This window comes from Psychrobacter sp. Rd 27.2 (assembly GCF_001921755.1).
GTDB lineage: Bacteria > Pseudomonadota > Gammaproteobacteria > Pseudomonadales > Moraxellaceae > Psychrobacter > Psychrobacter celer.
Map to the genome: position 1 here is coordinate 66,355 of NZ_MRYB01000005.1, position 23,715 is coordinate 90,069.

The 23,715-nt window shown below is 46.6% G+C and carries 20 protein-coding genes; 18 read left to right on the plus strand and 2 right to left on the minus strand.

Annotation, left to right across the window (positions count from 1 at the left end):
* Positions 1 to 348 precede the first annotated feature (348 nt).
* The 4 genes from BTV99_RS06035 (at position 349) to BTV99_RS06050 (ending at position 4,732) form a co-directional block, all read left to right on the plus strand.
* Positions 349 to 1,401, plus strand: a complete 1,053-nt coding sequence (locus tag BTV99_RS06035) for a hypothetical protein (protein WP_075101478.1) — start codon at positions 349 to 351, stop codon at positions 1,399 to 1,401.
* Positions 1,402 to 1,565: 164 nt separating this feature from the next.
* Entirely contained in the window at positions 1,566 to 2,444 is an 879-nt protein-coding gene (nadC, locus tag BTV99_RS06040; protein ID WP_075101479.1) for a carboxylating nicotinate-nucleotide diphosphorylase, read from the plus strand.
* Between the two features lie 139 nt (positions 2,445 to 2,583).
* Positions 2,584 to 3,225, plus strand: a complete 642-nt coding sequence (locus tag BTV99_RS06045) for a MarC family protein (protein ID WP_075101480.1) — start codon at positions 2,584 to 2,586, stop codon at positions 3,223 to 3,225.
* A 124-nt stretch (positions 3,226 to 3,349) separates the two neighbouring features.
* Positions 3,350 to 4,732, plus strand: a complete 1,383-nt coding sequence (locus tag BTV99_RS06050) for an NAD(P)-binding domain-containing protein (RefSeq protein ID WP_075101481.1) — start codon at positions 3,350 to 3,352, stop codon at positions 4,730 to 4,732.
* Positions 4,733 to 4,835: 103 nt separating this feature from the next.
* On the opposite strand, the gene BTV99_RS06055 is transcribed toward BTV99_RS06050, so the two are convergent.
* On the minus strand, positions 4,836 to 5,438 hold the full coding sequence (locus tag BTV99_RS06055) for a LysE/ArgO family amino acid transporter (protein ID WP_075101482.1): 603 nt from the start codon (positions 5,436 to 5,438) through the stop codon (positions 4,836 to 4,838).
* A gap of 209 nt (positions 5,439 to 5,647) precedes the next feature.
* Here BTV99_RS06055 and BTV99_RS06060 point away from each other — a divergent pair, with 209 nt between their 5' ends.
* The 3 genes from BTV99_RS06060 (at position 5,648) to BTV99_RS06070 (ending at position 7,792) form a co-directional block, all read left to right on the plus strand.
* Positions 5,648 to 6,388 (plus strand): hypothetical protein, encoded by a 741-nt coding sequence (locus BTV99_RS06060; protein WP_075101483.1) that lies wholly within the window; start codon positions 5,648 to 5,650, stop codon positions 6,386 to 6,388.
* A 135-nt stretch (positions 6,389 to 6,523) separates the two neighbouring features.
* On the plus strand, positions 6,524 to 7,195 hold the full coding sequence (locus BTV99_RS06065; RefSeq protein ID WP_075101484.1) for a hypothetical protein: 672 nt from the start codon (positions 6,524 to 6,526) through the stop codon (positions 7,193 to 7,195).
* A 42-nt stretch (positions 7,196 to 7,237) separates the two neighbouring features.
* Positions 7,238 to 7,792: a hypothetical protein gene (locus BTV99_RS06070; RefSeq protein ID WP_075101485.1), complete on the plus strand. Its 555-nt coding sequence runs from the start codon at positions 7,238 to 7,240 to the stop codon at positions 7,790 to 7,792.
* Positions 7,793 to 7,894: 102 nt separating this feature from the next.
* On the opposite strand, the gene rluB is transcribed toward BTV99_RS06070, so the two are convergent.
* A complete protein-coding gene (gene rluB, locus BTV99_RS06075; protein ID WP_075101486.1) occupies positions 7,895 to 8,818 on the minus strand; it encodes a 23S rRNA pseudouridine(2605) synthase RluB in 924 nt (307 codons plus the stop codon).
* 689 nt (positions 8,819 to 9,507) lie between these two features.
* On the opposite strand from rluB, the gene BTV99_RS06080 reads away from it, so the two are divergent.
* From BTV99_RS06080 to BTV99_RS06130, 11 genes are all read left to right on the plus strand, one after another.
* Positions 9,508 to 10,548, plus strand: a complete 1,041-nt coding sequence (locus tag BTV99_RS06080; RefSeq protein ID WP_075101487.1) for a polysaccharide biosynthesis/export family protein — start codon at positions 9,508 to 9,510, stop codon at positions 10,546 to 10,548.
* Between the two features lie 9 nt (positions 10,549 to 10,557).
* Complete coding sequence (locus BTV99_RS06085; RefSeq protein WP_075101488.1) at positions 10,558 to 11,034, plus strand: low molecular weight protein-tyrosine-phosphatase; 477 nt, start codon at positions 10,558 to 10,560, stop codon at positions 11,032 to 11,034.
* Positions 11,035 to 11,112: 78 nt separating this feature from the next.
* The gene (locus tag BTV99_RS06090) at positions 11,113 to 13,386 is read left to right on the plus strand and encodes a GNVR domain-containing protein (protein ID WP_075101489.1); all 2,274 of its coding nucleotides are present in this window, start codon (positions 11,113 to 11,115) and stop codon (positions 13,384 to 13,386) included.
* A gap of 96 nt (positions 13,387 to 13,482) precedes the next feature.
* Entirely contained in the window at positions 13,483 to 15,480 is a 1,998-nt protein-coding gene (locus BTV99_RS06095) for a nucleoside-diphosphate sugar epimerase/dehydratase (RefSeq protein WP_083608549.1), read from the plus strand.
* 129 nt (positions 15,481 to 15,609) lie between these two features.
* A complete protein-coding gene (locus BTV99_RS06100) occupies positions 15,610 to 17,409 on the plus strand; it encodes an ABC transporter ATP-binding protein (RefSeq protein WP_075101490.1) in 1,800 nt (599 codons plus the stop codon).
* Between the two features lie 29 nt (positions 17,410 to 17,438).
* Positions 17,439 to 18,770: a hypothetical protein gene (locus BTV99_RS06105; RefSeq protein WP_075101491.1), complete on the plus strand. Its 1,332-nt coding sequence runs from the start codon at positions 17,439 to 17,441 to the stop codon at positions 18,768 to 18,770.
* Positions 18,767 to 19,738 (plus strand): polysaccharide pyruvyl transferase family protein, encoded by a 972-nt coding sequence (locus BTV99_RS06110; protein ID WP_075101492.1) that lies wholly within the window; start codon positions 18,767 to 18,769, stop codon positions 19,736 to 19,738. Before BTV99_RS06105 ends, BTV99_RS06110 begins: the two co-directional genes overlap by 4 nt.
* Before the next feature lie 29 nt (positions 19,739 to 19,767).
* Positions 19,768 to 20,514, plus strand: coding sequence for a glycosyltransferase family 32 protein (locus tag BTV99_RS06115; protein WP_075101493.1), 747 nt, complete (start codon positions 19,768 to 19,770; stop codon positions 20,512 to 20,514).
* A gap of 44 nt (positions 20,515 to 20,558) precedes the next feature.
* Entirely contained in the window at positions 20,559 to 21,662 is a 1,104-nt protein-coding gene (locus tag BTV99_RS06120; RefSeq protein WP_075101494.1) for a glycosyltransferase, read from the plus strand.
* Positions 21,663 to 21,781: 119 nt separating this feature from the next.
* A complete protein-coding gene (locus BTV99_RS06125; protein WP_075101495.1) occupies positions 21,782 to 22,825 on the plus strand; it encodes an EpsG family protein in 1,044 nt (347 codons plus the stop codon).
* Positions 22,822 to 23,703: a glycosyltransferase family A protein gene (locus BTV99_RS06130; protein ID WP_075101496.1), complete on the plus strand. Its 882-nt coding sequence runs from the start codon at positions 22,822 to 22,824 to the stop codon at positions 23,701 to 23,703. Before BTV99_RS06125 ends, BTV99_RS06130 begins: the two co-directional genes overlap by 4 nt.
* The last annotated feature ends 12 nt before the right edge of the window (positions 23,704 to 23,715 follow it).

Consider the following 23,715-nt stretch of genomic DNA (forward strand, 5'->3'; position numbering starts at 1 on the left):
ATCCTAAATAAAACTGACATGCTAGATATTATGTTCACGTGCTACTGGTATTTATTTTGCGTAGCCTTTGTCGGCGTAGGCACAGCACGCAAGAAAAATGAATACCAGTAGCGCTGTACCTGTTTTAAAGTACATTAACTATATTAAGGCGTGCAGCTTGGCTGATGTTACAGCGACAGACTGTGATCGTCTTAGATTCGAGCTATACTAGGAGGGTAATATTATGTAGGTAAACGGTGCTAACGACTGCTGTAGCACGGCTGTTTTGATTGTATACTGAGTTTGTTTTTGTACTCAGCTTGTTTTTGTACTACGTTTGATTTTCTACTGAGGATGATAAATACACTTATGACGTTGTCTTATTCACATGCGCATCAGCAAGGCAGTGGTACCACCGAGGTGGTTGCCGTACTCGTTGCGATTACCGAGCATACCGCCCGTGTCCTAACGGTCGATCAAGGTAAGCTATTGCCCAATGGGCCACTGATGCCGCTGCATCGCTCGTTGCAAGCAGGGGTGCGCCAGTGGGTGGAGGAGCAGACGCAGCAGCCACTTGGGTATTTAGAGCAGCTTTATACCTTTGTCGATACCAATAGACGCAACGTTGATGGTCATGCTTTAGTATATGTCAGCTATCTAGGGCTGGTGCAGGAGACACAGACGCCAAAGCTGCCCAGCCAAGCGCTATGGCGAGATTGGTATGATTACTTTCCGTGGGAAAACCACTTAGATGGCGCGCCAACTATCATTATCTCGTTTATCGTGCCAGCGTTATTGGCATGGGCAGAGGAGGCGGATGATGCTATCACCCAGCAGCGGCGACGTCAGCGTATTGAGCTGTGTTGGGGCGTCGGTGAAGCGCATGTGATAAGCCAACAGCCGCCAAGCTTGGGTGCCACCAGCGCAGCCAGCCGGGAGCGGCTGCCAGAAAATAGAGAATGGGTCGCCGAGCATGTATTGCTGCGCTATGAGATGCTTTATGAAGCAGGGTTGATACCTGAAGCGCCAAGCTATCCGCCAAGCTACTTAGCCAATGTGTCCACCGAGCTGCCCAAAAACTGGTCGCAGCTGATAGGTGAGCCAATGTATTACGATCATCGCCGCGTGATTGCCACGGCCATCTCTCGATTACGTGCCAAAATAGAGTATCGGCCGCTGATTTTTGGTTTGATGCCTGAGGTGTTTACTTTATCGCAGTTACAGCAGAGCGTAGAGGCGTTATCAGGTGTGCGCCTGCATAAGCAAAACTTTCGCCGTCTGCTGGAGGCACAAAACCTAGTGATGGAAACAGGAGAGAGTAGTAGCGCTCAGCGCGGCCGTCCTGCCAAGCTGTATCGTTTTCGGCACGATATCGAGCTACAAAGCCTGCTCATGGATAGCAAGCTGCCCAAACGCAAATAATTAAATGACATTATTTTATTGCAGGGTGGGGTGCTTTACGTTATATTTATGCTCATTTTGAGCCTAATAAATGCCCGTGGTGCTAGTGATATGATTGCTATTTGTGGTGTTATCACTGGCGATGACGTATTTATTAGGCAAATGCGCAACGATAAGGATAACCGATGACAGGCAAACAAGAACCAGCATTAAATGAGGTGTTGCTACGCCCATTAGTAGAGGCCGCTCTCACAGAGGATCTAGGCAGGCGCGGCGATGTCACCTCACAAGCAACCATCCCAGCCGATATGCAAGCGCAGCTACAGATCAAAGCGCGTCAAGCTGGGGTTATCTGTGGTATGGATTTGGCGCGATTGGCCTTTGATATGGTCGATACGCAGATTGGTTTTGATGCTCAGGTCACTGATGGTGAAAGGGTTGAGGCGGGGACAGTGCTGGCGACCGTGTGCGGTAATGCGCGTCATTTGCTCACAGCTGAGCGTACCGCGCTTAATTTTATGACGCATCTGAGTGGTATTGCGACCGCGACACGGCAGATCGTCGATAGTGTGGCTGCATACCCTGCGCAAATCACCTGTACGCGTAAGACCATTCCTGGCCTACGGACAGTACAAAAATACGCTGTACGCTGCGGCGGCGGGCGCAACCATCGCTTGGGGTTGGACGATGCGATTTTGATCAAAGACAATCATATTGCGATTGCAGGCGATATCGCAACTGCTGTCAAGCAAGCGCAAGACTTTGCCGGTCATCTGATTCCAATTGAGGTAGAAGTCGACACCTTAGCGCAGTTAGCGCAGGCACTTGATGCCGGTGCAAGCTTGGTATTACTGGACAATATGACGCCTGATATTTTGGCGCAAGCGGTGGCTATGTGCCAAGGCCGCGCCAAGACAGAAGCCTCAGGAGGCATCACCCCTGAGACGGTGCAAGCGGTCGCCCAAACAGGGGTGGATTTCATTGCCATGGGTTATCTGACGCACAGTACCACTGCGCTCGATATCGGTCTGGATTTTATGGTCAGTGATAATACGGAAAATTAAGCAAAGTTAATGATTTTATTGGCTTATCTGCCTATGCTACAATGGCGCTTATGCGGTGGTTAGCCGCCTAACAGGTCGTCGCTGTGCGCCGTGATGACCTGACTTTAGCATCATTGCTGCAACAGATAAGCGAGACTCAGTGAACACTGAAATAATCAAGATAATCTTAGCCTTTTTGGTGCTGATCAATCCATTTAGCGCATTGACGTTGTTTTTGGATTTGACCCGCGGTTATTCGATGAATAATCGGCGCAAAGTGGCGCGTGTTGCTTGCTTGACCATTTTTATTACCATCAGCTTTTTTACTGTGGCAGGGGAGACCTTGCTTAAGCTGCTGGGTATTTCTATCGGCTCGTTTCAGCTAGCGGGTGGTATCTTGGTGTTTTTGATTGCGCTCAACATGATGAATGGGGAAGGTAACCCCGTCAAACCCGATCAAGAAAACTTCGATGTCGAGTATGATAAACACGCGGCACCAAGTACCGCCTCTGCTGTCGTGCCGCTCGCTATTCCGATGATGATCGGTCCTGGCGGTATCTCCACCGTCATCATTTACTCTTCGCAAGTCTCTGGGATTTTGCAAGTCTCGGCCATTCTTATCGCTGGATTGTTTATCAGCTTGTTTTGCTACTTGGCCTTGATGGCGGCAGGCCGTATTAGCCGGCTGCTGGGCGATACTGGATTAAATATCATGAGCCGCATCATGGGCATGCTCTTGGCTGCAGTGTCTATCGAAATCATCGTCAATGGCTTGCGTACCTTGTTTCCTGCCTTGGTATAACCGCTTGTCTGACGATTGAAAGCATGTGCGCTTGTGTAACCAATCACCAAAGGCGCTGGCAAAAAACGCCATTAATGAAAATATGTTATAGTAGTGATTCACTATTTTTTTACAGGAGTTGATCTTGAGTAAGAAAAGAATTGCTATTTTAGGAGCAGGTCCAAGTGGTTTGGCGCAGTTGCGTGCCTTTGAAGCAGCGCGCTTGGCAGGTGTAAAAGACTTACCTGAGATAGTTTGTTATGAGAAACAAAACGCCATTGGCGGTATGTGGAACTATAGCTGGCGCACAGGTCTAGACAGAAATGGTGAGCCCGTCCACGGTAGTATGTACCGCTATCTATGGTCAAATGGCCCGAAAGAATGCTTGGAGTTTGCAGACTACTCGTTTGATGAGCATTTTGGTGAGCCTATCCCCTCATACCCTCCGCGTGAAGTCCTAAAAGACTACATCATGGGCCGTATCGACAAACAAGACATTCAAAAATATATTCGCTTTGAATGCCCAGTACGCTGGGTGGCTTTCGATGATGACACGCAAAAATTCACCGTCACGGTGATGAACCATAAAACCGACGAGCAAGAAGTCGAAGAGTTTGATTATGTTGTGGTTGCGACAGGGCACTTTTCGACGCCAAACATGCCGTACTTTGAAGGTCTCGAAGCCTTCCCTGGCCGTATCTTACATGCTCACGACTTCCGTGATGCCCTAGAGTTTAAAAACGAAGATATTTTACTTATCGGTAGCAGTTACTCCGCCGAAGACATCGGTACGCAGTGCTATAAGTATGGCACCAAATCAGTAACCATCAGTTATCGCAGCCAGCCACTTGGCTATGAGTGGCCTGAGGGCATCAAAGAAGTGCCATTGGTGACGCATTTTGAAGGCGATGTGGCGCATTTTGCTGATGGTACCAGCCAGAGCTTTGACGCCATCATTATGTGTACCGGCTACTTGTTCCATTTCCCATTCTTGCCGGATGAGCTGCGTTTGCAAACGCATAATTGCTTGTACCCTGCCAATCTTTATAAAGGTATCTTTTGGCAGCCCAATCCCAAGCTTATCTATTTAGGCATGCAAGATCAGTACTTTACCTTTAATATGTTTGACGCCCAAGCGTGGTATGCGCGTGATGTCATCATGGGTGAGATGGCGCTGCCGGATTTGGCAACGCGTGAGGCCGATGAGCAAAAATGGCTGGAAACCTATGCCAAATGCGTCACGGTCGACGACTCCATCGACTTTCAAGCGGCTTATATTCGCGACTTGACCGATGCGACGGACTATCCTGAGTTTGCGGTAGAAAAACAAGGCGATATTCTAAAGCAGTGGCAAAAGGACAAAGCAGAGAACATCATGACCTTTAGAGAAAAGGCCTACCGCTCGACGCTGACGGGCACGCTAGCGCCTGAGTTGCCAGAGCCGTGGCTGGATGTGTTAGATGACTCGCTTGAGCACTTTTTAAACTTGGCATTTGTCCAGCCCAAAAAGCACAAAAAAGCCTCATAAGCAGTTTTTATCTATAAGTGTTTATTGTAAAAAACCAAACCTTCAAGTGAGGGTTTGGTTTTTTTAGGTTAAGTCATCCATCTTTGATGATTAGCTTTGATGATTAGCTTTGATACAGATGCCATGCCAGATAGAGCATCAAGATACCGACGAGGGCGTCCAAAATATTCCAAGCTTTTGGTTTGGCAAACAGCGGCTTGAGTAAGCGCGCGCCATAGCCCAGCGCAAAAAAGAAAAAGAAAGACGCGCTGACGGCACCAGCGGCAAACACCACTTTGCTATTAGCGCCTGTTGAAACCATGCCGACGAGCACCAATGTATCTAAATAGACGTGCGGGTTGAGCCATGTAAAGCCAAAGCACAGCAGCAGCGCTTTTTTTAGGCTGCTGACCACTTGACCCTCGACGGTCAGTGCATGTGATAGGCGCACACTGGCATATAGGCTTTGTAGGCCATAACCGAGCAAAAACACCACGCCGGCGAATTTTGCGACATCGACGATGTGCGGGTAGCGTGCTGTCACGGCACCAAAGCCGCCGACGCCTGCTGATATCAAGATGGCATCGCTAAGGGCACAAAACAAACAGACAAAAAAGATGTGCTCGCGCTTTAGCCCTTGTTTGAGTACAAAGGCGTTTTGCGAGCCTATCGCAATGATGAGCGATAGCCCAAGCAAGAAGCCAGAAAGAAAGTCAGGGGCATACATAATTAAGTGCTTAATCGGTGGTGGAGCGGGGCGGATAGTGCCAGCGGCGCTGACATTTTGCGTACTGGCAGCATCATAAAAAACTGTTAAGATACGCTATTGATTGCACCGATGCAATAAAGCAAAGCCCCTTACTGTAAAATGGGTATGTAACAAGAGGCGTGTATAACAGAGAGGTAAGATCGGTCATGGTGGTAAGTTTGACAAGAATGCTACAGTCATTTGGGCAAGCCCAAGACGATCTGCCAGCGCAAGCGGCCTTACAGGCGCAAAAGACAGCGAGTCACTATGAGTGCCAAACAAAGAGCAAAGGCGGCGAGCAGGCAGATGACGACAATATCAAGAACCCGCGTACTACGCTGACGCCACCTGAGCGTGCCGACCGTATCTGTGCGGCATTGGCGCAAGTGGGTGATGCGCGTTCGGCCACACCGCTCACCGACCGCTATCTGGCCAATCACGCACAAATGCGCCCAGCCAACAGACCCCCTTTTGACCCTGATACCTTATGGTATCTCAAACATGGACGTTGTCCGATTATGACTGAGCTTGTAGATGTGGTCGATGAAGCCACCTTAAACGCTATGCCCATCGAGGCGGTGGCGATACTCGATAGAATCAATGGTAAGCTAAAGCGCTACCGTGAGTGGAGTCATGAGCTCAACGATGAGCAGCAGCAACAGCATAACGAGCGGCAGTTCGTCATCGACAAGCTGGTGTCTGAGAGTATCCCCGAGGCGCTGCATCATTATGAGCAGCTGCAACGATTTAGCCCGCACCGTACTAGAAACCATACAGCACAAGGCAAGATGAGCGCAGGCGATATGCTGACGGATTTGTTTTTAGAGATTGACTACGAGCTTGATGAGCTGCTCGATGAATTGCACAACACCGTGATGAGCCGCCTTGCTTCTACGCATCGCTATGTCAAAAGCCGCACGCAAAGCTAAGCTAAGGGCGGCGGTTGTGACTGCGAACTTGCTCTCATTGATACCACTATTGATACCGTTTTATACCGCGGTGCTTGCCAACCATTTTGCCAAAAAAAACGGCCAAAAAACTTGCCATAAAATAAGGATCAGCCAATGACCCAAATGACTGCGATGTTTATCATGTTTGTATTGTATGGTGTGCTACCAGCGGCTGGGTTGTACTTGGGATATCGTGGTATCAAAAAAATGACCGCGCCCAAAATGCTGGAGTATAAGGCGATGCCGCAGCTGGGTTATATCCCCGAAAAAAGCCTACCGGCTGATATCAAGGTGATGCTGGCGCAGATCAACGAAAAAGGCGAAAAGCTGCGCGTCATTTATGGTGATACCAATAATGATGGTAAGATTGATGACAAAGACACTGTCAATGAGACCTATATCATGATTCAAAATCTCATGGACAGACATGTGCCGCTGGCGGTGGCGGACTATCGGCGCTTGCATGACTTAGATGTGGGCGATGGTGCGCGCGCTGATACGACCAAAATCAAGCACTCCAATGTGACAGGCAAAGAGGCGCTGCTTGAGGTACTCACCACCATTGACGCGCAGTTTGATGATTTGCTCAATGCCTCCTATCACCAAGATGGGCAAAAGCTACTCGCGACCAATCGCTATCTACAAAAACGCTTTAAAACGCCTGCTGTCAGTCACGAAGGACAAAACCTCGATGACAGTGCTGACGATGAGGCAGGTATCCAAACGCTTGAAACCCCAGCTGGCGCTGCGACCAAAAAGGCGCGCGCTGACGATATCAAACTGTAAAGATTAAAAGCTAAGCACAATAACGGTAAAAGAGTAAGATATATGAGTGTGCTCATTGGTGTCGGTATCGTGACGACCATCACGACCATTTATTTGGGTAAAAAAGGCTGGCAAGCGCTGCATAAAGCCGTCGGCATCACCCCAGGCGTGCTTACATATCAAGATGATCAAGCGCCTTTGTCATTGTCTTCAATCACATGGCGGCATCTGCGTTTACACAAAAAACATCTACAGCGTTTACCAAACGATCAGCTGCGCCAGCTGCAGCGTATCGACGATAAGGTGAGTCGCTATCAGTCTTATCAAAAAACACAACAGGCTGATGATAAGACGCCGACGGTGACCGAGTCGCAGTTTGTGCTACAAAAGCTGCTGTACACGCGCTTGCCTGACACACTAGCCAGTTATGATTATCTGGTCAGTATCGATAGCGCTGACCTATCACAGACAGAAAAAAAAGCAGAAGCCGGTGAGCTGTTGCAGCAGGTATTAGACCATATCGAGCAGCGTCTAGATGCGTTATTGGACCAGGCGCAGACGCAGCATCTACAAGCGTTACGCGTGATGAAAAACTATGTCGAGAGCCACGATCGTTAAAGGATAGGGCAAAACGACAGCAAATGGCGCAAAAAAAGCTGCCTGTGATATCTCTCACAGGCAGCTTTTTTTATGATCTAGGTGTATGAAGCCTCAGTAAAACTAACGCTTATCGCCGCGACCACGAGTGTGCCGAGTGCCGCGACTGGCAGGGCTGCCGCTGCTTTTCGGTTTGCTACTGTGCGACTTATCGCTACGACTATCGGCACGGCGCGCTTTGAGCGGTTTGCTTTTGATACGTTCTTGTTTTTCTTTGGCCGCGCCGTGCAGACCTGTACCATAACGCGGGCGCAAACTGACTAAGTCGGTTAGGGTGTTGATCTCTTTTTTGTCCAGCTCCAAGAAGCGGCCTGTACGCAGCTCTTTGGGCAGTGAGATCGTACCATAGCGGGTGCGCAATAGACGGCTGACCTTGAGGCCTTGCGACTCAAACAAACGGCGCACTTCGCGGTTGCGGCCTTCTTTTAGTTTGACGTGATACCACTTGTTGACGCCTTCACCGCCGCCTTCTTTAATGTCTTCAAACTGCGCCATGCCGTCCTCTAGCATGACACCAGCGGTCAAGTTGCGAGCGATATCAGGGGTGACCTCACCCAAGACACGTACCGCATATTCACGCGTGACTTCACTTGAGGGGTGCATCAAGCGATGGGCCATCTCGCCATCGTTGGTAAACAATAACAGTCCGGTTGAGTTGATGTCCAAACGGCCAACCATCACCCAGCGATCGTGGGTCAGCTTTGGTAGGCGCTCAAACACAGTCGGGCGACCTTCAGGGTCTTTTGCCGAGCATACTTCTCCTTCAGGCTTGTAGTATGCCAAGACGCGGCGGCGCTTTTCGTTTTCGGCGTTGTATTTGATCTGACGACCATCTACCCGTATCTCATCGCCTTGCTGCACGCGATCACCAATGGTCGCAGGCGCATTATTAACAGACACGCGGCCTGATCTGATGACTTCTTCCATCTGACGGCGTGAACCTAGCCCCATACGGGCGAGGGCTTTTTGTAATTTCTCATCTTTCATAATCATGTCCTTGAGTCGGTGGGTTTACATTTCTCAATGTAAAAAATGAAGTGTCTATTCTACGCGAATTTCAAACATTTAGCACGCAAACTGGCATACATGCTCTAGGGGAAAGTTCTATCAAGTGGCCTTTAGCTCGTCCAGATAGTTCTCGATTGATCTGAGCAGATGTCCTAGTTTAATAAATAAAAGTTTGCTTGGTTAACTTAATAACCGGTGGGTATTAGGGACACCGAGTCAATGAATCAGATCATTATGAATTAACAAATAGTTACATTTGACCATAAGTAAAATTAAAAAATTCATATTGGACCTTTGGTTTTATTAAACTAAATATGAATTTGCCATGTCTATAGAAGTATATATAACAAACGAAGAATGGTGGTGCTATAAAGAAAAATATATTTTTAATTCTTTATAGTCAGAATGCGATAAGGGTAAAAACTGCTTCAAGCCTTTAAGTATAAGGGTTTAATGACATAAATAAGGGCTAATAAATACTTTTATATGAGTGTTTTTAAATATTGCGTTACGTATATTTTAAGTGTATATTCAATAAATACATTCTTTTTTATGAATATATTAGTAATGGCAGCATGCGATGGTTTGATTCACCAATATAAATATGAGTAACTGTTATGGTTTATAAATATTTCTCTTATGTACATAGGCGCGTGATAACACGCAGCATGGCTGGTTTATTACTAATGGCATCGTTTGCTGGTTGTACGATAAATTCAGGACTTCAGTCTGGAAAACTGCCTGAGTCTGGCGCATTCGTCGCAGAAAACGGTTTACCGTTTTACATCCAACCACTGAGTCTGGCCAATTTACCTACAAAACAGCCCCTCGCGCCCAGCGCAGATTTGTATCATTTATTAAAAACGTCTGGCGCTACCAGCTATGGCATCGCCAAGGGCGATATCCTGAGCATCATACTCACCAATTACCCAGATATTAATGCCTCTACCGAAAGCCTTACGGTCGATCAACAAGGGTTTATCCAGTTTCCACTAATCGGAAGGATCAAAGCGGCGGGGCTGAGTGTGCCGCAGTTTACCGCGACGCTACAGCGCCAGCTACAGCGTTATCTAAAATACTCAGATCCGCAGGTCAAAATCATCAATTACCGAGGCAGTAAGTTTTTTGTCGATGGCGCGGTCAAGCAATCTGGTGAATTTGCGATTGCTGATGTGCCCATCTCATTATATGGCGGTATCTCTATGGCAGGCGGTGTGTCCGAGACGGGCGATGCAAATCACATCATTTTACATCGGCAAGGCAAAAGCTATCCGCTAGGAATGCGCACCTTAAACCAGATGGGGCTATCTGCCAATCAGATCTATCTAAAAGATGGTGACGCGATTCATGTCAACAGCCAAAGCCGCAACAAGGTCTATGTGTTAGGAGAGTTTGGCAAACTCGAGCCCGTCGCCATTCCAGAGCAAGGGTTGAGCTTGGCGCATGTATTGGGGGAGTCAAATGGCCTAAACCCAAACACAGCCAATGCCGCGAAGGTCTATATCGTACGTGACAATCCACAAAGTAAATTTACCAACATCTATTATGTCGATATGCAGAGCATCACAAGCTTTGCACTAGCAAGTCGTTTTGAGATGCAAGCCAACGATATTTTATATGTCGACCCAACGGGGCTAGCACGCTGGAATCGTGTCATCAGTGCCATCTTGCCATCGACATCGGCCATCAATGTAATCTCAGGGATATAGGAGTCGGTCATGGAAGCGTTTGACAACTTGCTGGTGGTTTGTGTGGGCAATATCTGCCGTAGTCCGATGGCCGCTGCCATCTTGACAGAATACTACCCTAAAAAGTATATCGACTCTGCTGGGCTATCAGCGTTGGTCGATCAAGGCGCAGACCCAAAAGCGGTGTCATTGATGGCGACGTATCAGATAGACATCGGCGCTCATGTTGCCAAACAGATCAACACCGCGCTGGTTAGTCAAGCGGATTTGATTTTTACCATGTCGACTGGCCAAACCAAGTGGCTCGAGAGTCGCTGGCCGCATTGCCGCGGTAAGACATTTCGGGTCGGTCATTGGCTGGATAAAGACATCATTGACCCTTATCAGCAGGACGATAGAGCGTTTGAGAAAAGCCGGCAAGATATCGCCGATGGGCTCAAACAGTGGCACAAGAAAATGCAGGAAGTAACAGCGATCAAAGCGTTAAGGATGAGCGAGTGCTATTAGGGTGTGTCCTTATTTTGATTATCATATTTTAAATAAGAACACGCGAGCCAACTAACATTAAGCGATGAGTAAATGGTTATGAATAATATAGATTCAAAAGACCTATCGATGCCTACAGGCAAAAAAGACAACGACGACATCGACTTAATGGCGCTGGCTTTGGTATTGCTGCGCGGCTGGCGAATCATTGCGGTGATAGCAGTGCTTGGGCTTTTACTTGGTCTGTTATATAGCCGCTATGTCAATCCGACTTTTAAATCAGATGCGCTGATACAAATCGAAGAAAATACCCAAGGAGTTGAGGCGCTGGGCGAGAGCATCTCAGAGCTCGTCGGGACGGAAGTCAGTAAGGCGGAAACCGAGGCGGAACTGATTCGCTCGCGGATGATATTGGAGCCAGTGGTTGAATTTCTGCATTTGCGCATAAGGCTTACGGACCCAAATATCGGCCATCTCGACAAACTAAAAAGCGACGGTATCGCCACTCAGGTAAATACTCCTGATGAGGTGTCGCTCGATACCGAAAGCGGCGCCGTCAAAGTCAGTCAGTTTCAGGTAGCGCCTGCTTATCTGAACCAAGCCTTTACCTTGACACGATCGGAGACAGGGTTTGTGCTAAGTAATGGCGTGGACAAGTTTCAGGGTCAGATCGGTCAGGCGCATCAGTTCCAAGGCGTAGAGGGGCTGATAGCTATTTTGGTCACAGATTTGCCTGCCACAGCTTACCCCGTTCAGATTCGTAAGCAAACGCTAAAGACGACAACAGATGCCATCAATAGCGCGCTGTCGGTCGAAGAAAAAGGCCAAAAGACAGGCATCCTCCAGCTGTCGATGGTGGGCGGTAACCAAGAGCAGGTCACCACCATACTCAATCAAATTGTCCAATCTTATGTGGCACAAAACCAATCTCGCGGCTCTGAAGAGACTACCAAAACCTTAGCCTTTATGGAAACGCAAATACCGCTACTAAAAGAAAAGCTAGAGGCTGCCGAGGCGCGCTTTAATGATTTTCGTAAAAAATACGGCACCATCGACGTGGGCAAAGAAGCGGAGCTGTTATTAAACGAAAAATCCCGCATCGATGAGCAGCTCAATGAGCTTAATCTCAAAAAAGCAGATCTGACCACTTATTATACCGAGCAGCATCCCTTGGTCGTCCAAATCAATCAACAGCTCAAGGTGCTCAACAATCGAACGCGAGAGATAGGCAATACCGTTGCAGGCTTGCCTGAGATACAGCGAGAGTTTTTAAAGCTATCAGAAGACACGGCCATCAACCGAGAAATCTATCTGACCCTACTCAAAAACTATGAGCAGCTCAAAATCGTCAAAGCCGGTCAAATTGGCTATGCCCGTATCATTGACTCACCGACCAGCACCTTTAATGCCATTGCTCCAAACAAGCTACAGATCATGATGCTTGCCGCCTTGGTCGGCACGATGCTCGGGGTCATCATGGTGCTACTCAAAAACCTGATGAGGAACGTGGTCAAAGACCCAGAGCACCTAGAAGCCAGCACGGGCATCCCTGTCATTGCAACCATTCCACGCTCGCCTTTGTTATCCAGATTGAGCAAAAAGAAAAAAGCGCACGCGCGTATGCTCGCCCATGTCGATCACAGTAGCTTGAGCTATGAGGCAATCAAAAGCTTAAGGACCAATTTGATCTTTGGAATGCCGACAGGCACCATCACCGAACAGCCAGCACAGGTCATACTGATCACAGGCGAGAGCCCAGGTGTTGGTAAGTCGTTTATTACAGCGAACTTATCTGAAGTATTTGCACAGCTGGACAAAAAAGTCTTAATCATCGATGGCGACATGCGCTTAGGGGAGCTGCATCAGATGTTTAATAAGAGTGCAGAGGATGGGCTTGCTGACTATTTATTACAAGATAAAGAAACCGTATTTGTAAATGACGAGCAGCCGACAAGCGTACAAATAGACAAGGCGGCGTCTGTTTTGACCATTGAGAGCATCATTCACCCCACTGGTATGGCACAGATCGACTTTATACCGCGTGGACGACAATCGGCCAATCCTACCTCACTGCTGATAGGCGAGTCGTTTCGCCAGCTGTTGGCGGCGCTAAAGACGCGGTACGACTATATTGTCATTGATTCGCCGCCGATACTCGCCGCCTCAGACGCCATGGTACTAGCGCAGCAGGCAGATAAGGTGCTGATCGTCACAAAGTTCAACCAATCCGTCGAGGGGCAGTTGGTCTATGCCATCAAGCAGATGAACAAAGCCAATATAAAAGTAGACGGTATTGTATTAAACGATGTGCAGCAAGGTTTGATGGATAAATATAGCTATCACTACCATTATGCCTATGGGGATAATCGCTGACGTACTCTTTACGATCATTCATGATAATAACGACGTTTTATCATCATGCTAGGCACATAACATGGACACATAATACAGCGGAAGTAGGTGGATCTTATGTTTATAAAGACAGAGTCTAACAATGCTTATCAAGCGTCTAATGGTTTTGATCGACGATCAAAACGTGCGGCTCTGTATTTGTTGTCGCTACCGCGCCCAGCCAAATGTAGTCTGTTATTTGGTATCGACTTTGCGGTATCCAATGTTTGCTTGCTGCTCGCATTATCGTTACGTTATGGATATATAGATTTGCATATCGGTATTGCCGCTCAGCTCTTTTATGCCTTTATCCCTGTCGCTAGTTTGTATCTTATTGGTTTTTATAGAGGGGCGTCTAGAGGGTTTTTTGATGCGCTCATGAGCCGCGTATTACAGCTGTTTTTATTATTAATTATCGTCTATCAGCTCATTATTTATCTTAGCCCAGCAGTGGCGATACCACGCTCTGTGCCTATCATCTTTTTATTTTTGATGTTTATTTGGTTATGGAATAGTAGGCTGCTGATACGTACCTTATTAAAGCGTGTGCAAAGCACCAAGAAAACCCGACATCCAGACGGCTGTTGTGACAATGTAATCATCTATGGGGCAGGAGAGGCCGGCCGCGAGCTATTAGCCAGCCTAAGAGACTCCCGTCAATACAATGTGGTGGCATATATCGATGACGATCCTCAGCTGATAGGGGCGTACCTACATGGCAAACAAATCTACGCGGCGCATGCGCTGCCATGGCTAATTGAGACCCTGAAGGTAGCGCAGGTGATTTTGGCCATGCCGTCTACGAGCCGTACACGAAAAAAACAAATCATGGACAGCCTCTCAGGTATCTCTGTCAAAATCAAAGACTTGCCTAGTCTGCGCGAGCTGGCTGATGAAGTCGTGACGGTCAGTCATATACGGCCTGTAGATATATTGGACGTGCTGGAGCGAGAAACGGTCGAGCCGGTCGCAGAGCTGCTACAAAAAAACATCTCTGGCAAAAACGTCCTAGTCACTGGAGCGGGTGGCTCGATTGGCAGTGAATTATGCCGTCAAATCATCAAAAGCAAACCCAACTGCTTGGTGCTATACGAGCAATCTGAATATGCGCTATATACCATCGATCAAGAGCTTAGAGCTTTAGAGATAGTCGGGGCTGAGACGGCGCAGATTACGATTGTAAGTGTGATCGGAAGCGTCAGTAACGAAAAAAAATTAACCGATATATTCAAAAATAACCATATAAATACCATTTATCACGCTGCCGCTTATAAGCATGTGCCTATCGTGGAGTCCAATCCGTTTGAAGGCATGATTAATAACACCAAAGGCACCTACCACTGTGCCCGTGCTGCGATACAAGCGGGCGTCGATACATTTGTCCTGATCTCGACCGACAAAGCGGTACGACCGACTAACATCATGGGCGCATCCAAACGCTTGGCGGAGCTGGTTTGCCAAGGGCTAAGTCAAAGTAGCAGCCATACCTGCTTTAGTATGGTGCGTTTTGGCAATGTTTTGGGATCGTCAGGCTCTGTCGTGCCGCTATTTACCAAACAAATCGAACAAGGTGGCCCCATAACCATCACCCATCCAGACATCACACGCTATTTTATGACGATTCCAGAGGCGGCCAGTTTGGTCATTCAAGCGGGGGCGATGGCGTTTGGAGGCGAGGTGTTTGTGCTGGACATGGGTGCACCGGTCAAAATCGTTGATCTTGCCAAACGCATGATTCGTCTGACAGGTTGCGAGCTCAAAGATGACAGTAACCCCAAGGGCGATATTGAGATTGTGTTTACAGGTTTGCGGCCAGGAGAGAAGCTCTATGAGGAGCTGATCATCGGTGAGGATAATATCGAGCCGACATTTCATCCTCTGATTATGCAAGCCATGGAGCATAGCTTTCCGTTGGCAGATATCGAAAATATCTTGTCTGAATGTATAGACCGCGCCACCCAGCAGGACGTGGCGTGGCTCAAGACCCAGTTTAGATGTTTTGTCGAAGGTTACCAAGAAGGCTGCGGTACGGCGATGCCCACCGAGGAGAATGCCTTGCTAAACGAGGTTGGCTGATAACTGGGCAGTCTTAGGCTCGGTCAGTGTTGGCAGTGTTTTTTACCGTAGCATTTTTACCTTGGCATTTTTACAAACATAACGTTTTTTACCAGAGCGTTTTTACAATGACCTGTAGTTGAGTACATCATGTTTAACGTCATTAAACAGCTGTTTTCTCTGCTGACAGACAAGCAGAAAAAGCAATTTTATATCTTACAAGTGCTGGTGGTCATAATGGCTTTTACAGAGCTGTTAGGGATTGCCTCTATAGCGCCGTTCATGGCGCTGGTCGGTGATATAAGCATTCTAGAAAAAAACGCGGTGTTTGCTGAGCTGTATCAGATGTCGGGTCTAGATAGCCCTATGGATTTTTTGTTTTATAGCGGCGTGCTGGTGCTGGTCATGCTGACGTTTTCGACGTTGGTGTCGATGTTTACGATATGGAAGCTGTCTATCTTTGGGGCGCGCATCGGTACCGAAATCGCTGATCTGCTCTATACCTATTATATGCAGCAAAGCTGGCAGTTCCATGCTAGCAGTAGTAGCGCGCAGCTGACCAAGCAGGTATCGACTGAGGCGGCGCGTATCAGCATCGGTATCATGCAGCCGCTGGTACAGATGAATGCCAAGATTGTGTTGGCCGTCTTTATCTCTATTAGTATCGTCATCTATGACCCGCTAATCGCGGTACTTGGGCTGGTCATTTTTTCGCTGGCATATTTGCTGTTGTACCGCTTGGTGCGCGAAAGACTGATGGCGAATGGGCAGCGGCTCTCGAGGATTTCGACTGAGCGTTTTCGGCTGATGAATGAGGGTTTTGGTGGTATCAAGGATGTCTTATTGCTTGATCGCAGTCATGATTTTATCAAAAGCTTTCAAGACAGTGGCAAGGTCTTTGCGCATGCGCAAGGCACCAATATCGCCATCAGCCAAGTGCCACGCTATTTTATCGAGCTTATCGCCTTTGGCGCGATGATATCGTTGGTGCTACTGCTGATCAAGCTGCATGCTGGCAACTTAGGTGAAGTGTTACCGATTTTGGCTGTTTATGCGCTGGCCGCCTTTAAGCTACTACCAGCACTGCAGCAAATTTACTCTAGCATCTCGCAAATCAAAGGCAATATCGCCGCTTTTGAGGCAGTAAAAGAGGATTTGGAACGCGCCTTTTATCAACAAAAAACCATCAGTCAACGTCCTGTACCGCCGCCGATGTCGCTTAAAAAAAGCATCACCCTAACAGAGATTGGCTTTAGTTATGCTGGCAAAAACACCGCAGCAGTCAATGGTGTCAATATGCGCATTCCTGTCAATAGCGTGATAGGTTTGGTCGGCTCGTCAGGCTCGGGAAAATCCACCTTAATCGATATATTGCTTGGTCTACTGACGCCGCAGCAAGGCTGTCTGTATGTGGATGGTACGCGTATCACCGATAAAAACAAGCGCGCTTGGCAGGACTTATTGGGGTTTGTGCCACAAAGTATCTTTTTGAGTGAAGGCAGTATCGCAGAAAACGTGGCGTTTGGTATTCCCATATCCGATATCAGAACAGATCAAGTCTATAGAGCACTGATTTTGGCCAATCTTATGGAGTTGGTCGAGCAGCTGCCAGAGGGCATCGATACCAAAGTGGGCGAGCGCGGTGTCAAGCTCTCAGGCGGCCAGCGTCAGCGTATCGGTATCGCGCGGGCACTCTATCACGAAGCGACAGTGTTGGTGTTTGACGAAGCCACCAGTGCGCTCGACGGTATCACAGAAAAAATAGTCATGGATGCGATTCATGAGTTTAGTGGCAAAAAAACCATCATTATGATTGCCCATCGTCTAAAGACAGTAGAGCAGTGTGATCGGATTTATTTTATGGAGCAAGGAAAAATCATTGATTACGGCACGTACCAAGAGCTTGTGGTTCGTAATCTCAAGTTTAAAGAAATGGCAAGGCATGCTTAAGTTGGGCTTACTTTTATAAGGATATGATGATGTCAAATTTTATCGTAAATAGTATCGATCTGACAGGCGCTGGGACTCGTATCTCCTATGAGTACGAGGTCTCAGACGACATAAAAAAGTATTTTAAAACGCCTTTTTTTATTGAATACGACTGTAGTGTGGCAGAGGTGCCAGAGAGCATTTTGATCATTCCATTATTGGCCAATATATTGCCCATCTCTTGGCTGGCAGGGTTTGATATTACGATAAATACCCTTGACCGTCAGTTTTACCAAGCGGCTTTAGATATCAAGGCCGTCTTTATCAAGGAGTTTCCAGAGATTCTAAGCCATTCATCTAGTCTTATGGTCAATCAGCTAATGGACAATACCGCAGCCTACCACCGAGACAAAGGCAAAAAAGACGCTTTATTGTTTAGCGGCGGCGTGGATGCATATGCTTCGTACTTTAATCATCAGCAAGATGACGTGGATCTGATACTGATACAAGGGGCTGATATCCCGCTGAACGATAGCAAGCAATGGGCGACTGCCAAACAAAATATCAATAATGAGGTGATATTGCAGCAAAACCACAAGCACTATATCGCCATGAATTGCCGAGATTTTTATACGTATCGAGTCAAAGAGCTGGTCTATGGGGGCGGCTGGTGGGGTAAGGTGCAGCATGGACTGACGTTGACCTGTGCGGTGGCACCGCTGGCTTACAAAAAAGGCTATCACTCACTTTATATCGCTGCCACAGATACCATTGGTTTTCAAGTGTTTTGGGGCTCGATGCCTGATATCGACAACAATGTGCGGTGGGCTGGCACGCAGGTGGTGCATGATGGCTACCACATGCACCGTCTCGATAAAGTGGAGTCCATCATCCAAAACGCCGAGCGGTTAGAAAAAAACGTCAACCTTCGCGTTTGTTATTCCGAATTAAACAACGGCCTAAATTGCAATAAGTGCGAAAAGTGCTATCGAACCATTTTTGCGCTGACGTTGTTTGGTCGCAACCCCAATCATTTCGGTTTTGCGGTGGATGGCAGTGTGTACACGCATATCGAGGCGCTATGGGCTAAGGGTTTTGCTAATGAAGGGGTGCGTTATGACTGGGTACCTATGCTGAGTCTGTTGAGCGCTGATAATTTATATCAGTTTGCAGAACACAATCATAATACCGAGCGACACAATACCGAGCAACACAATACCGAACGACATAGTGCCGAACGACTAAAAGATAGCCTCAAAGTAGCGCTTGACGCCACCATCACACAAACAGACTCTAAGGTGGATAAAGGCAAAAGAGCCATCATTGCTACTTTTCCTAAAACGTTTAAAAGCTATTTAAAAATCAGGGAGTTATTGAGATGAAATATGGTTTGATGACGTATGCCGAAAACAAAAGAACGTTTAATATTGGCGACTATATCCAAAGTCTGGCAGCCAAGCAGTTTTTGCCGCAAGTAGACTGTTTTATCAATCGAGAAAAGCTGGCTCGCTATACAGACAGCGAAGCCAAGCTGATTATGAATGGCTGGTTTACGCACAATACCACCAGCTGGGTGCCGTCCGCACACATAAACCCTTTACTTATCTCCTTTCACGTAAACAACTCAGCGGCGCCCAATATGCTCAGCCCTCAAGGCATTGCGTTTTTAAAAAGCAAACAACCGATCGGCTGCCGTGATCACTTTACAGTGAAGTTATTGCAAGAAAAAGGCATCGAGGCTTACTTTTCAGGATGCTTGACCCTGACTTTAGATAGCTACCAAGCCTGCGAGGCTGAGCGCGGTGAGGATATCTATATCGTCGATCCATTATATGGGTTTCCCAACAAACAGCGCATTTTTTACGACATCAAATCCCTGCTAAGATCGACACGTAGCGGTGATGTTTTTCACATGCACATCAAGCAGCAATACCTCAAAAAAATATTTACCAAAGAGCTATTAAACAAAGCGCAAGTCATTCATCAAGAGCTGCCAGCAAAGACGTATTCAGAGGCACAAAAATTCATCATGGCAGAGACGTTATTGCACAAATATGCCCGCGCAAAATTGGTCATCACTTCACGTATTCATTGTGCGTTGCCTTGTCTGGCTTTGGGTACGCCGGTGATTTATCTCAATGGCTTTGATAGTTTTGTTGATTCATGCCGATTAGCGGGTTTGGCAGATTTGTTTAATCGTGTGGATGTCGAGCGCTCGACGGGCAAAATCAGCAACAACTTCCATGCAAACGGCAAGATAGGCTCAAACGCCAACCTTGCCAACCCAGTGCGATACAAAGCCCTAAAGACGGCCATGGAAGCCACCTGCCACGCGTTTATTGAGGCATAACGGACGCGTGCCTAAAAGGAGTTAGGACGATGCATATCGATAGAGTGATTCATTACTGCTGGTTTGGCAAAACCCCCAAGCCAGACTCAGTGTTGGCCTATATCGCCAACTGGAGAGAGATGCTGCCCACCTACCAGATAATCGAATGGAATGAAGATAACTTCGATATCGATTGCTGTCAGTATGTCAAAGAAGCTTATGCTGCAAAAAAGTATGCGTTTGTTAGCGACTATGCGCGGTTGTTGGCGCTCTACCAGCATGGCGGGGTGTATTTAGATACGGATGTTGAAGTCTGTAAAAGCCTTGATCCCTTGCTGGCGCGGGGTGTCTTAACCTTTGGTTTTGAAGAAGGCCATTACGCCGCGACAAGCACCATGATTGCGCCCAAAGCCAGTACTTTCATCGCTGACTTTATAGACAGCTATCACGCCAGACATTTTATTGATAGTAACGGAAAGCTAGACACCACCACCAATGTCCAAGTGCTGACCGCCTTATTAGAAGCAATTGGGCTGGCAAAAAATGGCGTAGAGCAAGTCCTGCATTATCAAGACGAGGAAATTGCCGTTTTGCCGCAGCGCTTTTTATCTCCTTTTGACTATCTCAATCATCAAGACAAATCCAGCGACCATACTTATACCATTCATCATTTTAGTAACTCGTGGGCCAGTGTGAGCAGCCTCAGAAAAAACAGAATAAAAAAACTGATAGGCAGTCGCGGCGTCAGAGTATTAAGAAAAATACTGAGCACGCGCTTTAATATCAATAGTGTTTAGACAAATGACAAATGACAAATGACAAATGACAAGGTGTGATACCAATGAATGCGATAAAGATTTGTATTATAGCGGATCAAATATATAAAAGCGGCGGCATCGAAAGGGTGCTGTCACATCGTATCAATCATTGGATAAAGGACGGCTATGAAGTACATCTGATTACCAGTGAAAACGAGGGGCGCAGCCCATATTTCTTCTACGATTTGCGTCTGGTGCGGCATGATTTAGCCGGTGGGTTTGATAAATCTATTTCTTTGCTGTCGCCATTGAACCTAAAGCTGGCCTATCGATATTTTTTTAAATTAAGAGCAGCTATAAAAAATATAAACCCCAATGTGATTGTGATGACAAACTACAATTACGATTATTATTTTTTGCCGTTAATCGCGGCTGGCACTCATTGTATTAAAGAGTATCACTCTAGTTTTTCTCAAAAAACAAATGCGATAGACAGGCTAAAAAAATACTATACTAAATTTTATGATACCCATGTTTTTTTGAGTAAAGAAGAGGCGCATTTACATTCGCTTCATGATTCAGTGGTCATACCTAATCCCGTCGTTATGAGTGATGACTCTCCTTGTGAGCTGACAAAGCGCCGCAAGGTCATCATGACGGCGGGGCGTATCGTTGCTATCAAAGGTTTTGAGCGCCTGCTTGCTAGCTGGTCAGCTATCGCCAGCAAGTATCCAGACTGGCGGCTGGAGATTTATGGTGATGGCGAGCATACATATATACAGTCATTGCAGGCGCTGATCGAGCATCATGATATGGCGGCAAATACCGCAATTTATCCGTCTAGTCCCGATATCATCAGCAAAATGCTGGACAGCCGTATATATGCCATGAGCTCGTTGTCAGAGTGCTTTCCGATGGTGCTGTTAGAAGCCATGCAATCTAGAATGGCTATCGTGGCCTTTGATTGCCCGACAGGCCCGCGAAATATCCTCAAAAATAACAAAACCGGTATTTTAGTTGAAAATCATCATATCAGTGACTTTTCACGCTCTTTAGAAAAACTAATGACCCGTACAGATCTGGCACAAACGCTTGCCAATAATGGGTGTTTAGAAGTGAGGCAATATGACGCAAAAGCAGTGATGAAAAAATGGAACACTCTAATCGATAAGGCTTGTTTTTCATAAGTGGTTTATAACCAGATATTTATAGTCAATGTTTTAGGATTATAAAAAATAGTCGTGGTGTAAATATACATACACACCAATTGATAATAAAGAAATATATATTGTCTAAAGAGGGATAAATGCTGCCATACCTGCTCATGCTTGGTTTTGTCACGTTTTGGATAGTGCTGGAGAAGCACGCTCTAAATCGTACCTCTTTTTGGCTACCATTATTTGTTTTGACTGTATTTGCAGGGTTTCGTAGTGATCAGGTCGGCACAGACACGACAAACTATACTAGAAACTTTAACCATCAGATAAATGCAGAGTATTTTCAGTTTAACGATGATATTGAGATTGGGTATCAGCTATTAGAATATGCGATATTGAATTTTACCAGTCAGTATTTTTGGCTGCTGACAATCACCAGCTTTGTCATTGTATATTGTTATCTCAAGATAATAAAAAAATATAGTGTGAACTATTGGTTTTCTGTTTTTTTATTTATTACTTTAGGGGTTTATACATTTTCTTTTAATGGGCTGCGTCAAGGAATGGCGATGGCGATATTTACTTTGGCCATTCCTCATTTGTTAGAAAAAAGACTGATACCTTATTTGTTGTGGTGCGCTATCGCTTCATTATTTCATGTCACTGCGTTATTTATTATCCCGTTTTATTTTATTGTGAATTTAAGAATAAAGCCGACATACAAGGTCTTTGCCACGTTTATAGGGTCGCTATTGGTCAGTGGGTTGTTGGTATCTTATATCTCCTCGACCAATGATAGGTATGAGAGTTATGCCAGCGCCTCCACCGAAGCGGGTGGGTTTTTGACTATTGGTTTTTATGTAGCGCTCATGATTTTGCTTCTGGCAGCGCGCTATATATACAAAATCAAGGATGTGGCTTTTCAAAAGCTGCTGACGTTTTATGCTTCAGGCGTGGTTTTTGTCATTCCTTTGGCCATATTGGGTACCAATCCATCAGGGCCACAGCGGCTATTGACATATTTTACGTGGGCATTGGTTTTGATAGTGCCTATGGTCTTTAAACGAATAAACAACGTTTATCTCTATATGCTGAGCATCGTGGTGTTTTTGCTGTACTTTATATTGACGACTTCGCGATTTAGTGATTTGAGCCCGTATCTTCTTAATCCGACATTTAAGGTTTTGTTATGAAAAACCAAACGTACGTCTCTATCGGCATCCCCATCTACAATGCTGAGGCATATTTGGCAGACGCCATCAAATCCATATTGGCACAGACACATGAGCGGTGGGAGCTGATACTGCTAGATGATGGCTCAACGGACGGCTCGCTGGCCATTGCTCAGCGCTTTGCTGCGTCAGATGACAGAATAAAAGTCCTCTACGACGGGGCAAACAAAAAGCTGCCTGCCCGCCTAAATCAGCTGATCGCTGTTGCTCAATATGACTACGTGGCGCGAATGGATGCTGATGATTTGGTGCATCCTGACAGGTTGGCGACTCAATTGCGTTTTTTAGAAAAAAATCCAGATTATGATTTGGTGTCTACCGGCGTGGTCTCTATCGATAACCACAATCAGGTATATGGTTGCCGTCACGTGGAGCACCTATATACAGGGTTTGAAAAAATAGAAGCCGCGTACCCCATCGTGCATGCCTCCATACTCGCAAAAAAAAGCTGGTACCAGCGTCATGCCTACAATGAGGCATACCCCAGATCTGAAGATTATGATTTGTGGTGCCGAGCCATCGCCAGTCAAGACCTAAAATTGGCGGTATTGCCGGATTTGCTTTATTACTATAGAGAAGAGGGGAACTTGTCATTAGCAAAAATCATTAGATCATACAAAGACAGCTTTCAGACATATTGTGACTATAAAAACCCTCGCCGTTTAAGCGCCACGAAGCTGGCTGGCTCAATCAAGCTGGCTGCCAAAGTGAGCACCGTCAAGCTGCTGGATTCAGCGGGGCTGCTACAAAAAATAGCCAATAAAAGAAACAAGCTCACAATGTCTACTGCGCTCAGGGCGCAGCATCAAGCTGTGGTCGATAGTATCTGCGGTATATGAAGTTTGATAGAT